Origin of the sequence: Luteimonas terrae (genome assembly GCF_004358165.1) — a bacterium.
Classification (GTDB): Bacteria; Pseudomonadota; Gammaproteobacteria; order Xanthomonadales; family Xanthomonadaceae; genus Luteimonas; species Luteimonas terrae.
Genome location: NZ_SMTG01000005.1, coordinates 254,334 through 267,249, shown reverse-complemented (window position 1 = coordinate 267,249; position 12,916 = coordinate 254,334). Strand labels below are relative to the sequence as shown.

15 protein-coding genes are annotated in these 12,916 nt (G+C 68.8%); 3 read left to right on the top strand and 12 right to left on the bottom strand.

The genetic code is table 11. The features are described 5' to 3' along the window. Both E2F49_RS13200 and E2F49_RS13195 read right to left on the bottom strand, forming a co-directional pair. Positions 1 to 780 carry a TerC family protein gene (locus E2F49_RS13200; protein ID WP_133394303.1) on the bottom strand — a complete coding sequence of 260 codons (780 nt, stop codon included), beginning with the start codon at positions 778 to 780 and terminating at the stop codon, positions 1 to 3. Between the two features lie 52 nt (positions 781 to 832). Further along, the gene (locus E2F49_RS13195) at positions 833 to 1,213 is read right to left on the bottom strand and encodes a diacylglycerol kinase (RefSeq protein WP_133394302.1); all 381 of its coding nucleotides are present in this window, start codon (positions 1,211 to 1,213) and stop codon (positions 833 to 835) included. 267 nt (positions 1,214 to 1,480) lie between these two features. Between E2F49_RS13195 and E2F49_RS13190 the strand changes: the two genes are divergently transcribed. Continuing rightward, on the top strand, positions 1,481 to 2,137 hold the full coding sequence (locus E2F49_RS13190) for an SGNH/GDSL hydrolase family protein (RefSeq protein WP_133394378.1): 657 nt from the start codon (positions 1,481 to 1,483) through the stop codon (positions 2,135 to 2,137). A gap of 329 nt (positions 2,138 to 2,466) precedes the next feature. Further along, entirely contained in the window at positions 2,467 to 3,690 is a 1,224-nt protein-coding gene (locus E2F49_RS13185; protein WP_133394301.1) for a S8 family peptidase, read from the top strand. A 65-nt stretch (positions 3,691 to 3,755) separates the two neighbouring features. On the opposite strand, the gene E2F49_RS13180 is transcribed toward E2F49_RS13185, so the two are convergent. The 5 genes from E2F49_RS13180 to E2F49_RS13160 form a co-directional block, all read right to left on the bottom strand. Next, complete coding sequence (locus tag E2F49_RS13180; RefSeq protein ID WP_133394300.1) at positions 3,756 to 4,991, bottom strand: ABC transporter permease; 1,236 nt, start codon at positions 4,989 to 4,991, stop codon at positions 3,756 to 3,758. Further along, positions 4,988 to 5,734, bottom strand: a complete 747-nt coding sequence (locus E2F49_RS13175) for an ABC transporter ATP-binding protein (RefSeq protein WP_243713600.1) — start codon at positions 5,732 to 5,734, stop codon at positions 4,988 to 4,990. Before E2F49_RS13175 ends, E2F49_RS13180 begins: the two co-directional genes overlap by 4 nt. Further along, positions 5,731 to 7,215: an efflux RND transporter periplasmic adaptor subunit gene (locus E2F49_RS13170; RefSeq protein ID WP_243713599.1), complete on the bottom strand. Its 1,485-nt coding sequence runs from the start codon at positions 7,213 to 7,215 to the stop codon at positions 5,731 to 5,733. Before E2F49_RS13170 ends, E2F49_RS13175 begins: the two co-directional genes overlap by 4 nt. 154 nt (positions 7,216 to 7,369) lie before the next feature. After that, positions 7,370 to 8,680 (bottom strand): sensor histidine kinase, encoded by a 1,311-nt coding sequence (locus E2F49_RS13165; RefSeq protein ID WP_055246685.1) that lies wholly within the window; start codon positions 8,678 to 8,680, stop codon positions 7,370 to 7,372. Between the two features lie 20 nt (positions 8,681 to 8,700). Next, positions 8,701 to 9,414: a response regulator transcription factor gene (locus E2F49_RS13160; protein WP_055246682.1), complete on the bottom strand. Its 714-nt coding sequence runs from the start codon at positions 9,412 to 9,414 to the stop codon at positions 8,701 to 8,703. A gap of 149 nt (positions 9,415 to 9,563) precedes the next feature. Here E2F49_RS13160 and E2F49_RS13155 point away from each other — a divergent pair, with 149 nt between their 5' ends. Then, on the top strand, positions 9,564 to 9,908 hold the full coding sequence (locus tag E2F49_RS13155) for a DMT family protein (RefSeq protein WP_133394298.1): 345 nt from the start codon (positions 9,564 to 9,566) through the stop codon (positions 9,906 to 9,908). Positions 9,909 to 9,917: 9 nt separating this feature from the next. Here the strand turns inward: E2F49_RS13155 and E2F49_RS13150 are convergent, their stop codons facing one another. The 5 genes from E2F49_RS13150 to nudE all read right to left on the bottom strand — a co-directional run bounded on the left by E2F49_RS13150 (position 9,918) and on the right by nudE (position 12,865). Continuing rightward, a complete protein-coding gene (locus E2F49_RS13150; protein ID WP_133394297.1) occupies positions 9,918 to 10,220 on the bottom strand; it encodes an Mpo1-like protein in 303 nt (100 codons plus the stop codon). A gap of 57 nt (positions 10,221 to 10,277) precedes the next feature. Further along, positions 10,278 to 10,607 (bottom strand): YnfA family protein, encoded by a 330-nt coding sequence (locus E2F49_RS13145; protein WP_055246676.1) that lies wholly within the window; start codon positions 10,605 to 10,607, stop codon positions 10,278 to 10,280. Then, positions 10,604 to 11,431 carry a nucleoside triphosphate pyrophosphohydrolase gene (mazG, locus tag E2F49_RS13140; protein ID WP_243713598.1) on the bottom strand — a complete coding sequence of 276 codons (828 nt, stop codon included), beginning with the start codon at positions 11,429 to 11,431 and terminating at the stop codon, positions 10,604 to 10,606. Before mazG ends, E2F49_RS13145 begins: the two co-directional genes overlap by 4 nt. Positions 11,432 to 11,508: 77 nt before the next feature. Then, entirely contained in the window at positions 11,509 to 12,321 is an 813-nt protein-coding gene (gene cysQ / locus E2F49_RS16660) for a 3'(2'),5'-bisphosphate nucleotidase CysQ (protein WP_133394295.1), read from the bottom strand. Beyond that, positions 12,314 to 12,865 (bottom strand): ADP compounds hydrolase NudE, encoded by a 552-nt coding sequence (gene nudE / locus E2F49_RS13130; protein ID WP_133394294.1) that lies wholly within the window; start codon positions 12,863 to 12,865, stop codon positions 12,314 to 12,316. Before nudE ends, cysQ begins: the two co-directional genes overlap by 8 nt. Positions 12,866 to 12,916: the final 51 nt, after the last annotated feature.

Sequence of the window (12,916 nt, the reverse complement as noted above, 5' to 3'; positions counted from 1 at the left end):
TCAGCGCGGCATCGGGTCGCGCGGCTCGTCCACCGGCGGCGTGTATTCGCCGCGCTGACGCATCGCGTTGCGCTTGGCCCACAGGTTCAGCAGTTCCACCGCGGCCGAGAAGCCCATCGAGCCGTAGATGTAGCCCTTGGGAATGTGCATGCCCACGCCGTCGAGCAGCAGGTACACGCCGATCAGCACGATGAAGGCCAGCGCCAGCATCTTGACCGTCGGGTTGGCGTCGATGAACTTGCCCAGCGGCTGGGCGGCGATCAGCATCACCGTCACCGCCAGCAGGATCGCGCAGACCATCACCGGCACGTAGTCGCCGGCCATGCCGACCGCCGCGATCACCGAGTCCAGCGAGAACACGATGTCGATGACCGCGATCTGCGCGATGACCGCGCCGAACGAGGCGGTCACCTTGCCGGCTGTGCCGTGCGCTTCGTCGTCGTCGCCCTTGAGCTGCTCGCGGATCTCCAGCGCGCCCTTCACGATGAGGAACAGGCCGCCGAGGATCAGGATCAGGTCGCGCACCGAGATGCCGCGCCCGAAGGCTTCGAACAGCGGATCGGTCAGACCGGCTAGCCAAGCGAGCGTGAGCAGCAGGCCGATGCGCGTGATGCACGCCACCGCGATGCCGAACTTGCGCGCGAACTCGCGCTGCTCGAGCGGCAGCTTCGACACCGCGATCGAAATGAAAACCAGATTGTCGATGCCGAGCACGATCTCGATCGCGCTGAGTGTGACCAGCAGGATCCAGACCTGCGGATCGGTGATCAATTCCATCATGGGGAAGACATCCTCTTTGAAAGTCGATCGGTGCGGTGCCCGGTCGCCGCGCTCACAGCCAGCGCGGCAGCAGAACGAGACTCCACACCACCAGTACGTTGATCATCGTGACGAACACCGCCGCCGAGCCCATGTCCTTGGCCCGGCCGGCGAGTTCGTGGAATTCCGGGCCATAGCGCTCGATCACCGCCTCGATGGCCGAATTCAACAGCTCCACCGCCAGCACGAGCAGGCAGCTGCCGATCAACAGCGCGCGCTCCACGCCGTTCGCGCCCAGCCAGATCGCCAGCGGCGCGAGCACCGCGAGCAGGTAGACCTCGAGCCGGAACGAGGATTCGTGCAGCCACGCGGCACGCAGACCCTGGCAGGACCAGACGGTCGCCTTGAACATGCGGCCCAGCCCCCGCGGGCGATGCCCAATCCCGTCCGCCATCGTTCAGCGCGCCTGCCGGGCGGCACGACGCACGGGGCGCGCCACGCAGCGGCCGGTCGCGGGCCGCGGAACAGTCGGAGACATGAGGGCGGAAGGTGGTCCGGTCGTGTTGCGGCAATTCTGACACATCGTCCGCCGCGCCAAGGGCGTCGCGGTTTGCAATGCCGGGCGACGGCTGGTTGACTGGCCGGCCGATCCGACCAGGAGCGACCCGTGCGCATCCCGTTTTCGACCCCGTTCCGCGCCGCCGGCGCCGCCGCGATCCTGATGGCGGCACTGCTCGCCGGCTGCGCCACCGGTGGCGGCGTGCCCGCCGATCTGGACCCGGTGTCGTCGCCCGAATGGGCCACCGACATGGCGCGCTTCGCCGCCGAGGACGCGGCCACGCCGCCGCCTGCCCGCCCGGTCGTCTTCACCGGCAGCTCGTCGGTGCGGATGTGGGAGACGCTGGCTGCCGATTTCCCGGACGTCGTCGTCCTCAACCGCGGCTTCGGGGGGTCGCAGGTCCGTGACGCGGTGTGGTACGCCGACGAAGTCGCACTGCGCTACAAGCCGCGCCAGATCGTGCTCTACGCCGGCGACAACGACATCGCCGAAGGCCGCAGCGCGGCCCAGGTGCTGGCCGACACCGAGGCCTTCGTCGCACGTATCCGCCACACCCAGCCCGGGACGCCGATCGCCCTGCTCGGCATCAAGCCCAGCCCCTCGCGCGCCAACCTGCTCGACGTCCAGCGCGATGCCAACAACGCACTGCGCGCCTGGGCGGCGACCCAGCGCAACGTCGCCTACATCGACGTGTTCACGCCGATGCTCGATGCCGAGGGCGTACCGCGCGAGGACCTCTTCATCGCCGACCGGCTGCACATGAACGCCGCCGGCTATGCGCTGTGGAAGGACATCATCGGGCCCTTCCTGGTGCGCTGACCGTCGCGTCCGTCGACGAGAGGCCGCGTCGTTCGACGCGGCCTTTTTCATGCCGGTGATGCCGTGACGCGTACCGTGCGGCGCCTCGCGATCTTGCCGATCCTGCGCGATGGGAATGCGTCCCATCCGGCATTGAAACGATTTCAGGCCGTTTTCCGTGCCGCCCGGCACGTCGCGACTGGCGACAGCGTGTGCAGGCGTGCGCATTCATTGACAGTCGCAACCATGCCCGCCAGCGTCGCTCGACCGGTGCGGCGCAGCTCATCGCGATGCCGGCGGAACAGGGGATCCATCGCAAGTCGACAGCCATCTTCCAAGGGAATGCACCGATGATCCAGAAGCGCCTGCTTGCTCTCGCCGTGTCCGCTGTCCTCGTCCCGCCCGTCTTCGCTGCCGAGCTGAAGACCGTCGAAAACCCGATCCCCGGCCAGTACATCGTCGTGTTCAACAGCGACGAGATCCGCGAACGCGTCGACGCCGACCGCCTGGCCGGCCGGCTCGACAAGGCGCTGGTCGCCTCACCCGATGCCGCCATCGCCGCGGAGGTCGAAAAGCGCGTCGTCGACATCGCCGCCCAGCACGACCTCAAGGTGTCGCAGCTCTACACGCACGCGCTGCACGGCATGGTCGTCAACGCCGACAAGCGCAAGCTGGCCGCGCTGCTCAACGATCCACGCGTGGATTTCATCGAGGAAGACGGTTACGTCGAACTGTCGGCCACGCAGACCGGCGCGACCTGGGGGCTGGACCGCATCGACCAGCGCGATCGCCCCTTGAACGGCACCTACGTCTACGACCCGCTGGCCGCGAACGTGCGCGCCTACATCATCGACAGCGGCATTCGCACCGGTCACACGCAGTTCGGCTCGCGCCTGCTGTCGGGATATTCGGCGATCAACGACGGGCGCGGCAGCAACGACTGCAACGGTCACGGCACCCACGTCGCCGGCACCGTCGGCGGCACGACCTGGGGCGTGGCCAAACAGGTGCGTCTGGTGCCGGTGCGCGTGTTCGGCTGCACCGGTGGCAGCGCCAATTCCACGATCATCGCCGGCATCGACTGGGTGCGCGCCAACCGCGTGCTGCCGGCCGTCGCCAACATGAGCCTCGGTGGGCCGGCGTCGACCGCGACCGACAATGCGACCAACAACCTGATCAACAGCGGCGTCACCGTGGTCGTCGCGGCCGGCAACAACAACGGTGCCAATGCGTGCAACTACTCGCCCGCGCGCGTGGCCAACGCGGTGACCGTCGGCTCGACGACCTCGACCGATGCGCGGTCGTCGTTCTCCAACATCGGCAGCTGCGTCAACATCTTCGCGCCCGGCAGCTCGATCACGTCGGCCTGGCACACCAGCACGTCGGCCTCCAACACCATCAGCGGCACCTCGATGGCGTCCCCGCATGTCGCCGGCGCCGCCGCGCTGTATCTGACCAACAATCCGTCGGCCTCGCCGGCGACGGTCCGCAACTGGCTCTACAGCAACGCGACCACGAACCGGATCAGCAACCCGGGCAGCGGTTCGCCCAATCGCCTGCTCTACACGCGCTGACCGGGCACGACCCGGCACGCACGGAAAAGGGCGCCCTCGGGCGCCCTTTTTCATCGCGCGGCGGATCACTGCTGACGCAAAGCGTCGATCGGATCGAGCTCGGACGCCTTGCGCGCCGGGTAGTAGCCGAAGAACAGACCGGTCGCGACCGAGAAGCCCGCGGCCAGCAGCACGACCTGGCTGTTGAGCGCGGTCGGCAGATCGCTGAAGCGCCCGACCAGCAGCGCGCCTCCCACGCCGATCGCGATGCCCAGCACGCCGCCGCCCAACGACAACAGCATCGCCTCGGCGAGGAACTGTCGGCGTACGTCTGCCGGACCCGCACCGACGGCCATGCGCAGGCCGATCTCGCGGATCCGCTCGGTCACCGACACCAGCATGATGTTCATGATGCCGATGCCGCCGACGATCAGCGAAATGGTCGCGACCGCGCCCAGCAACAGCGACATCAACCGCGTGGTCGCGGTGCGCGTGGCGACGATCTCGGAGATGTTGCGCACGCTGAAATCGTCGTCGGCGCCCGGGGCGATGCGGTGCCGCTGCCGCAGCAGGGCTTCGACCTCGCCCTGCACGTAGGGCAGATCATCGGCATTGCCGACCGTCAGCGCGATCTGCATCACCGCACCGGCCGGCATGCCCATCGCGCCGAGCAGACGCCGGCGCCCGGTCTCGAGCGGCACCATCATCACGTCGTCCTGGTCCTGGCCGAACCCACCCTGTCCCTTGGCATTGAGCACGCCGACCACGACGAAGGGCGTACGTCCGATGCGCACCGTCTGCCCGATGCCGCTGTCGTCGCCGAACAGTTCGCGGCGTACGGTCTCGCCGATGATCACGTTCTTGCCGGCGCCGCTGTAGTCCTGCGGCTCGAAGCCCGAGCCGTCGACGATCGTCCAGCCGTTGATCTCGAAGAAATCCGGCTGCACGCCCTGCCAGCTGCTGGCCCAGTTCTTCTCGGCGAACACGATCTGGCTGCTGCCGCGCAGCGACCCCGACACCAGCTGCACTTCGGGAATCTCGCTGCGGATCGCCTCGGCATCACCCTCGCTCAGGGTGAAGAAGCTGCTGCCGGCCTGGCGCGCGCCGCCGGGCGTGCGGCGCGAGCCGGGCGAGATGTCGAGCCGCTGCGACCCCAGGCCCGAGACCATGCGGTCGATCTCGGCCTGCGTGCCCTGGCCCACCGACACCATGACGATCACCGCCGCGATGCCGATGATCACGCCCAGCGAAGTCAGTGCGCTGCGCATCCAGTTGCCGCGCAGCGCAAAGATCGCGGTGCGCAGCACGTCGATGAAGGTCATGGCACGACTCCGGTGTGCGCGCGGACGCGCGTGTCGTAGGGGCCTTCCTCGTGCAGCTCCCCGTCGCGCATGACGAAGGTGCGGTCGGCGTGTGCGGCGACCTCGGGATCGTGGGTGATCAGCACCACGGTGTGCCCGTCGTCGCGCAGACGCTTGAACAGCGCGAGGATTTCCTCGCCGGTCTTCGTGTCCAGCGCACCCGTGGGTTCGTCGGCCAGCAACACCGGCGGCCGGTTGATCAGCGCACGTGCGATCGCCACGCGCTGCTGCTGGCCGCCGGACAGTTCGCTGGGCCGGTGGCTGCCGCGGTTCTCCAAGCCCACCGCCGCCAGCGCTTCGCGCGCGCGGTCGGCGCGCGCCTCGTTGGGCACGCGCGCGTACCCCAGCGGCATCGCCACGTTCTCCAGCGCGCTCATGCGCGGCAGCAGGTTGAAGCCCTGGAACACGAAACCGATCTTGTCGCGGCGCAGCTGCGCGAGTGCTTCGCGGTCGAGCGTGGCCACGTCGATGCCGTCACACAGATACTGCCCGCCCGTCGGCGTGTCGAGACAGCCGATCAGGTTCATCAGCGTCGATTTGCCTGAGCCCGATGGCCCCATGATCGCGACGAACTCGCCATGCGCGATCGCGAGCGACACGCCGCGCAGCGCGACGACTTCCGCCTCGGTGCCGGCCGAGTACACCTTTTCCAGCGCGCGGGTCTCGATGACCGGTGGCCGCGCGACGTCCATGGGCGTGCTCATCGTGCGGCCGCGCGCTCGCCGGTGACGATCAGATCGCCCTCGGACACGCCGCCCGACACCTCGGTCGAACTGCCGTCGCTGGCCCCCAGCCGCACCGGCACCGCTTCGCGACTGCCGTCGACGAGCCGGTACACGGTGACGCGCGTCGCGCCGACGGTCGCGGCCAGCGTGCGGTTCCACTGCGCACGCTGGTTCGCATCCAGCGTAGCGGCGAACCCGGCGAAGGTCTGCTGGAACCGGTCCATCATCCGCTGGCGGATCTGCGCCTGCACGCTCGGGTCGCGGCTGCCGCCCATCACCATCATGCCCGGCGGCGGGCCACCGGCATTGCCACGCGCGCCGGCGCCCTGCGCTGCCGGACGCTGCGCCTGCTGACGCTCGCGCATCGCTGCCAGCGCGGTATCGAATGCAGCCTGTTGCGACGCGGTGAGCTGCATCGACGCCGCCGCCGCGACGAGGTCATCGGCCAGACCGCCGCCGCGCGGTGCGTTGCCGCCCTCCGGACGCGCGGCCGCGGCGATGTCGGCGGCATCGGCCGGCCGGTAGCGCAGCGCGGCGTTGGCGATCTTCAGCACGTTCTCGCGATTGCTGACCTCGATCTCGGCGTTGACCGTCAGACCCGGCAGCAGGGTGCCGTCGGCGTTGTCCACGGCAACGACCACCGGATAGGTCACCACGTTGTTGGTCGTCGTCGCCGCCAGACGCACCTGCTCCACGGTGCCCTTGAAGCGACGGTCATTGAACGCGTCGGCGGTGAAGGTCACCGTCTGGCCGACCTGCACCTGGCCGATGTCGGCCTCGTCGACCGCGAGTTCGATGCGCATCTTGCGAAGGTCTTCGGCGATGGTGAACAGCTCGGGCGCCTGCAGGCTGGCGGCCACCGTCTGGCCGGGCTCGATCGAGCGGGTCAGGATCGTGCCGTTCACCGGCGACCGGATCACGGTGCGCTCCATGTTGATCCGCGAGGTCTGCGTCGACGCCGTCTGCTGCACGATCTGCGCCTGCGCCGCAGTCGCCTGCGCGCGTGCCTGGTCGAGCGCCGCGCGCGCCAGGTCCACGTCGCTGCGGGCCACGAGCTGCTGGTCCGACAACGCGGCCTTGCGGTCGTAATCGAGCTGCGCATTGCGCAGCGTCGCCTGCGCCTGCGACAGCGAGGCACGCGCGCTGTTGATCTGCGCCGAGCCCTGCTCGATCTGCGCCTGGTAGGTCGCCGGATCGATGCGTGCGAGCACCTGGCCCTCTTCGACGGCGTCGTTGAAGTCGACCAGCACCTCGGTGATCTGGCCCGACACCTGGCTGCCCACGACCACGGTCGAAGTGGCACTGAGCGTGCCGGTGGCCGAGATCACCACGCGGATGTCGCCGCGCTCGACCGGCGTGGTGCGCCACGCGCCCTCGGCATCGGCGGCGCTGCGCTGCGACCAGAACCACAGACCGCCGGCAGCGACGAGCACGATGACGACCAGCGGCAGGAAACGCATGAGGGAACGACGGCGGGGCTTGGGGCGAGTCGACATGGAGATGGTCTTTGCGGGCAACTGGAGACGCTAACGCATCGCGTGACGTCCAGTTGACCGGCGCATGCGCTTTTTCGTTCCCCGCGACGTCAGCACACGCGGCGGAGTGGGCCCCGGTTCAGACCAGCCGGTCGCCGAGCACGATCGTGACCGTCGTGCCCTCGCCCGGCGCACTCTCGAGCGCCACCGGCCAGCCGAAGCGCGTACCGAGCCGGCGCACGATCGACAGACCGATGCCCTTGCCGGATTGCGCGAACGGGTCAGCGCGGTAGAACGGGTCGTAGACGCGCTTGAGCACGTCGGCGCTCATCCCGATGCCGGTGTCGCGGACGATGATGCGGTCGCGCTCGACCACCACGTCCACGCCGCCGCTCTCGGTGAACGCCCAGCCGTTGCGCAGCAGATGGCCGAGCATCACGCCGAGCACGCGCGGTGGCGCGTCCAGTTTCGGTCGGCTGCGGATGTCGAGATCCAATGTCAGCTGCTTGCCCTCGAACAGCGGCCGCACCTTGTCGAGTTCCTCTTCGATCACCTCGACGACGTCGAACACTTCGCTCTGCGGCATGACGCCGCGCTCGCGCGCCAGCACCAGCAGCGCGTCGATCACCGCTTCCATGTCCTGGGTCGCACGGCGGATCCGCAGCAGCGGTCGCTGCTGGTGCGGCGGCGTGGCCGGGTCGGCGGCGATCATGTCGCTGGCGACGCGGATCACCGTCAAGGGGGTGCGTAGCTCGTGGCTGGCATCGCGGGTGAACTCGCGCTCGCGGCGCACGAAGGAGCCGATGCGTTCGCCCAGACCGTGCAGGGCGCTCGACAGCGCCTGCGCTTCGCGTCCGGCATCGCTGCGCGGCGACAGCGCCGGCGGCACGCCGTCGTCGTCGTCGGACGGGTTCCAGCGGCCCACCTCGTCGGCGAGCCGGTGGATCGGCAGCACCATGCGCTTGGAGGTGCGGTAGGTCATCCACGAGACCACGAACATCGTCGCCACCATCAGCAGCGCGAGGCCCCCTGCCGCCAGCGCGAGAATCCGGTCGAACAGCGACAGCGAGGCGGCGAGGTACAGCGTGCCGCCCTCGCGGCGGTCGACCAGCAGCACGCCCTCGGTGTCGCGACGCGAAGAGAAACCTTCCGGCGCGCCCTTGAACCAGACGAGGTTGGCGACCGCGCGGTCGCCGCTCACGATCGCCTGCAGCTCGCCGTCGTCGGGCAGGAAATAGCCCTGCAGGTTCACGCCGAACGGCGGCGGATACGCCGCGTCCGTGCGTCGCACCTGCCACCATGCGTCGGCCTCGGCCCGCAGCCACTGCCGCGCGACGACCTCGCGGCCGATGAAGGCCGCGGTCATCACGCAGACGATGAGCGTCATCCCGGCGATCACCGCCTGGAAGGTGAACGCATCGCGGATGCGGTTGGGAAGCCCCTGGGGCATCGTCGAAGCGCGTCGTCGGCTCAGGCCGGCGACTGCTCGATGTCGGCGATGCGGTAGCCCGCGCTCTGCACGGTGTGCAGCAGCTGCTTGTCGTAGGGCTTGTCGATGATCTTGCGCAGGTTGTAGAGATGGCTGCGCAGGGTGTCGGAGTCGGGCAGGCTGTTGCCCCAGATCTCGCGCTCGATCTCCTGGCGGTTCACCACGCGCGGCGACTCGCGCATCAGGATCGTCAGCAGCTTCATGCCGATCGGGGAGAGCTGCAGCTCGGTGCCGCCGCGGGTGGCGCGCATGCTGGCCGGGTCGAGCACGAGGTCGGCGACCTTGAGCACTTCCGAGCCCACTTGGCGGCGCTCGCGACGGATCAGTGCGCGCAGGCGCGCCTCGAGCTCCTGGATCGCGAACGGCTTGGTCAGATAGTCATCGGCGCCCGAGCTCAGGCCGGTCAGCTTTTCGTCGAGCGTGTCGCGCGCGGTCAGCATCAGCACCGGCGTCGACTTGCGCGCATCCTCGCGCAGGCGCTTGCAGACCTCGATGCCGTCCAGACGCGGCAGCATCAGGTCGAGCACGATCACGTCGTAGCTGTTCTCGGTCGCCAGACGGTAGCCGTCCAGACCGTCGGAGGCGTAGTCGACCTCGAAGCCGCGGCCTTCGAGATACTCGCCGACCATCTCGGAGATATTGCGGTTGTCCTCGACGATGAGGACGAGGCCCCCCGGTTCCTGACCTGCGCGCATGTACGAACTCCCGTGCTGGATGCGTGGATTAAGCTTTGTGAATTTACATGTGCTGGCAGTGCACGGTTCGTGAAGATTTCGTGTGCCGCACCATCGCACCGGGCTTGGCGCTACGCTCTGCGCCTTTCCCCGTCTGTGGACCCGCCGTCATGCCCGGCTACGAGCGTTATCTGCCCATCCTGCTGCTGGTCGGCTCGAACATCTTCATGACGTTCGCCTGGTACGGACACCTCAAGCACCGTACGGTGCCGATCCTGACGGTCATCGTCGTCAGCTGGGGCATCGCGTTCTTCGAATATCTGCTGATGGTGCCGGCCAACCGCATCGGCGCAGCGGTCTACTCCGCGCCGCAGCTCAAGGGCATGCAGGAAGTGATCACCCTGCTGGTGTTCGCCGGGTTCTCGACCTGGTATCTGGGCCAGCCGCTGAAATGGAACCACTGGGCCGGCTTCGGCATGATCGTGGTCGCGGCGTGGCTGATCTTCCTGGAGTGATGGCGCCGCTCAGAAGCGGATGCGGCCGGTCAGGATGTCCTTGAACATCACCCAGTCGCCGATGAAGGAATAGATCGGGTGCTTGAACGTGGCCGGGCGGTTCTTCTCGAAGAAGAAGTGCCCTACCCACGCGAAACCGTAGCCGCAGACCAGCGCGGCCAGCGCCCACCAGCCGTTGCGCTGCCACAGCGCGACGCCCATCAGCGCCAGCACGCCGCAACTGCCGATGAAATGCAGGCGCCGCGACACCGGATGCGCGTGCTCGCCGAGATAGAAGGGATAGAACTCGCGGAAGCTCGCGAACCGGCGCATGCATCCTCCCAGGGCAGGCGTTCGATGCGACATTGATCGCACCGGCGCCGCAGCGCGTCAACCGCCAGCCGGACGCGGCGCGAACATGATCACCGCCATGCCCAACAGGCACAGCGCGGCGCCGGCCAGATCCCAGCGGCTGGGCACGATGCCGTCCACGCGCCACAGCCAGACCAGCGCCACTGCGACGTAGACACCGCCGTAGGCGGCGTACACGCGACCCGATGCGGTGGGATGCAGCGTCAGGAGCCATACGAACGCGGCCAGCGCCGCGGCGGCGGGAACCAGCCACCACGCACTGCCGTCCTTGCGCAGCCACAGCCACGGCAGGTAGCAGCCGACGATCTCGAAGAACGCCGTCGCCACGAACAGCGCGAAGGTTTTCATGCGTCGCGCTCGGCCTGCTTGGCGCGATTCCAGTAGGCGTCCTGCGCGTCGAGCGACTGGCCCGCGAGCGTCTGGCCGTCCGCGTCGGCCATCGCCTCCATCGCGCGGAAGCGACGTTCGAACTTGTGGTTGGCGCGACGCAGGGCGGCGCCGACGTCGACCTTCGCATGGCGCGCGAGATTGGCGGCGACGAACAGCAGATCGCCCAGTTCCTCCTCGAGCCGGTCCTGCGCGGCGGCATCGTCCGGATCGGCGGCGACCGCAGCGAATTCCGCGCGGACTTCCTCGATCTCCTCGTGCAGCTTGTCGATCACCGGCAGCGCGCCCGGCCAGTCGAAGCCGACGCGCGCGGCGCGGTTCTGCAGCTTCACCGCCCGCTGCCATTCCGGCAAGCCGCGCGCGATGCCGGCCAGCGCCGAGGTGTCGGTGTCGCCGGCAGCCGCGCGCTCGGCCTGCTTGATCTGCTCCCAGTTGCGCTTGACCGCATCGGCATCGTCGACGTCCACATCGCCGAACACGTGCGGATGCCGGCGCACCATCTTGTCGGCGATCGCGGTCGCCACGTCCTCGAATCCGAACGCGCCCTGCTCCCGGGCCATTTGCGCGTGGAAGACCACCTGCAGCAACAGGTCGCCGAGTTCGTCGCGCAGGCCGGCCATGTCGCCGCGATCGATCGCATCCGCGACCTCGTAGGCTTCCTCGATCGTATAGGGCGCGATCGTCGAGAAATCCTGCTTGAGGTCCCAGGGGCAACCGCCGTCGGGATCGCGCAGGCGCGCCATGATCCCGAGCAGCCGTGCCAGTCCCGGGTTGGTGTCGTGCATCGTCGTGTCCTGGTGTGCGCCGGTCGAAGCTGGCTCAATCGCAGCTGCGGCACCGGCAGGATGCGCGCGGCGTCCGCTCAGACCCAGTCCCGCCACGGCAGCGTCGGATCCCCGAGCGCGATGAAGTCGCCGTTGAGGATGGTGTCGCGCCGGTTGTAGCGGAACGGCCGGCCCTGCGGGTCGAGCACCACGCCGCCGGCGGCTTCGAGGATCGCCTGCCCTGCGCCGGTGTCCCATTCGCTGGTCGGCCCGAAGCGCGGATAGACGTCCATGCCCCCTTCGGCGAGCCGGCAGAATTTCAGCGACGAGCCGAGCGCGACCGGCTCGCTGTCGCCCAATCGTGCGAGCAGCGCATCGGTGCGCGGGTCGCGATGCGAGCGGCTGGCCGCGACGCGCAGCACGTCGCCGCTGGCGATGCGTCGCGCGTGGATCGCGACCTCCGCCTCGCCATCGCGCCGGAACGCACCGTCGCCCGGCGCGCCGTGCCACAGCACGCCCGTCACCGGCGCCTGGATCACGCCGAACACCGACACGCCATCCTCGATCAGCGCGATGTTGACCGTGAACTCGCCATTGCGCTTGACGAACTCGCGCGTGCCGTCGAGCGGATCGACCAGCCACATGCGCGGCCAATGGCGGCGCGTCTCGAACGGCACCGCGTGCACGGCTTCCTCGGACAGGATCGGGATGTCCGGCGTGAGCGCCTGCAGGCCGTCGACGATGACGCGATGCGCGGCGAGATCGGCGGCCGTGACCGGGCTGGCGTCGGCCTTGCGGACCACGTCGAAGTCCTCGGCATAGACCTCGAGAATCGCCGCGGCCGCCGCATGCGCGATCGCGATCACGCCCTCGCGCACCTGCGCGCTCACGGGACCGGCAGCCTCAGCCACCGTGGTGGCGCAGCCAGTCGCGGACGATGAAGAGCGCGGCGATCGAACGGCCCTCGGAGAACTCTTCGCGCAGGATCAGCTCGTGCAGGTCGTCGAGCTTCCACGGCACGACTTCGAGCTCTTCGGGCTCGTCACCGGCCAGACGCTCGGGATACAGATCGCGGGCGACGACCAGCGTCGCCTGATGGCTCATGTACTGCGGCGCCAGCGAGATCGAACGCAGCGCCTCGACGCGACGGGCGCCGAAGCCGATCTCTTCCTTCAGCTCGCGGTTCGCCGCTTCGATCGCGGTCTCGCCGGCATCGATGCGGCCCTTGACGAGGCCGAGCTCGTAGCGATGGAACCCGGCCGCGTACTCGCGCACCAGCAGCACGGTGTCGTCATCACGCATCGGTACGACGATGACCGCCCCATGGCCGCGTCCGTGCAGGCGCTCGTACAGGCGCCGCTCGCCGTTGGAGAACTCCAGATCGAGCCGCTCCATGCGATACAGCGCGGCTTCGTGCTCGGTGACGTCGTGGATGGTCGGCAGCGCCCTGCTCATGCCCGCGCGCCTCCGCCTGCACGGGGCCGGCGATGCGGGGCGATAATGTGT

Bases quoted from the DNA above. Each gene is read 5' to 3' on its own strand.
- E2F49_RS13155 (WP_133394298.1), top strand. From the start codon at position 9,564: ATGCCCGGCTACGAGCGTTATCTGCCCATCCTGCTGCTGGTCGGCTCG.
- E2F49_RS13200 (WP_133394303.1), bottom strand. From the start codon at position 780: ATGATGGAATTGATCACCGATCCGCAGGTCTGGATCCTGCTGGTCACA.
- E2F49_RS13190 (WP_133394378.1), top strand. From the start codon at position 1,481: ATGGCGGCACTGCTCGCCGGCTGCGCCACCGGTGGCGGCGTGCCCGCC.
- E2F49_RS13195 (WP_133394302.1), bottom strand. From the start codon at position 1,213: ATGGCGGACGGGATTGGGCATCGCCCGCGGGGGCTGGGCCGCATGTTC.
- E2F49_RS13160 (WP_055246682.1), bottom strand. From the start codon at position 9,414: ATGCGCGCAGGTCAGGAACCGGGGGGCCTCGTCCTCATCGTCGAGGAC.
- E2F49_RS13175 (WP_243713600.1), bottom strand. From the start codon at position 5,734: ATGAGCACGCCCATGGACGTCGCGCGGCCACCGGTCATCGAGACCCGC.
- mazG (WP_243713598.1), bottom strand. From the start codon at position 11,431: ATGCACGACACCAACCCGGGACTGGCACGGCTGCTCGGGATCATGGCG.
- E2F49_RS13150 (WP_133394297.1), bottom strand. From the start codon at position 10,220: ATGCGCCGGTTCGCGAGCTTCCGCGAGTTCTATCCCTTCTATCTCGGC.
- E2F49_RS13185 (WP_133394301.1), top strand. From the start codon at position 2,467: ATGATCCAGAAGCGCCTGCTTGCTCTCGCCGTGTCCGCTGTCCTCGTC.
- E2F49_RS13165 (WP_055246685.1), bottom strand. From the start codon at position 8,680: ATGCCCCAGGGGCTTCCCAACCGCATCCGCGATGCGTTCACCTTCCAG.
- E2F49_RS13170 (WP_243713599.1), bottom strand. From the start codon at position 7,215: ATGCGTTTCCTGCCGCTGGTCGTCATCGTGCTCGTCGCTGCCGGCGGT.
- E2F49_RS13180 (WP_133394300.1), bottom strand. From the start codon at position 4,991: ATGACCTTCATCGACGTGCTGCGCACCGCGATCTTTGCGCTGCGCGGC.
- E2F49_RS13145 (WP_055246676.1), bottom strand. From the start codon at position 10,607: ATGAAAACCTTCGCGCTGTTCGTGGCGACGGCGTTCTTCGAGATCGTC.
- nudE (WP_133394294.1), bottom strand. From the start codon at position 12,865: ATGAGCAGGGCGCTGCCGACCATCCACGACGTCACCGAGCACGAAGCC.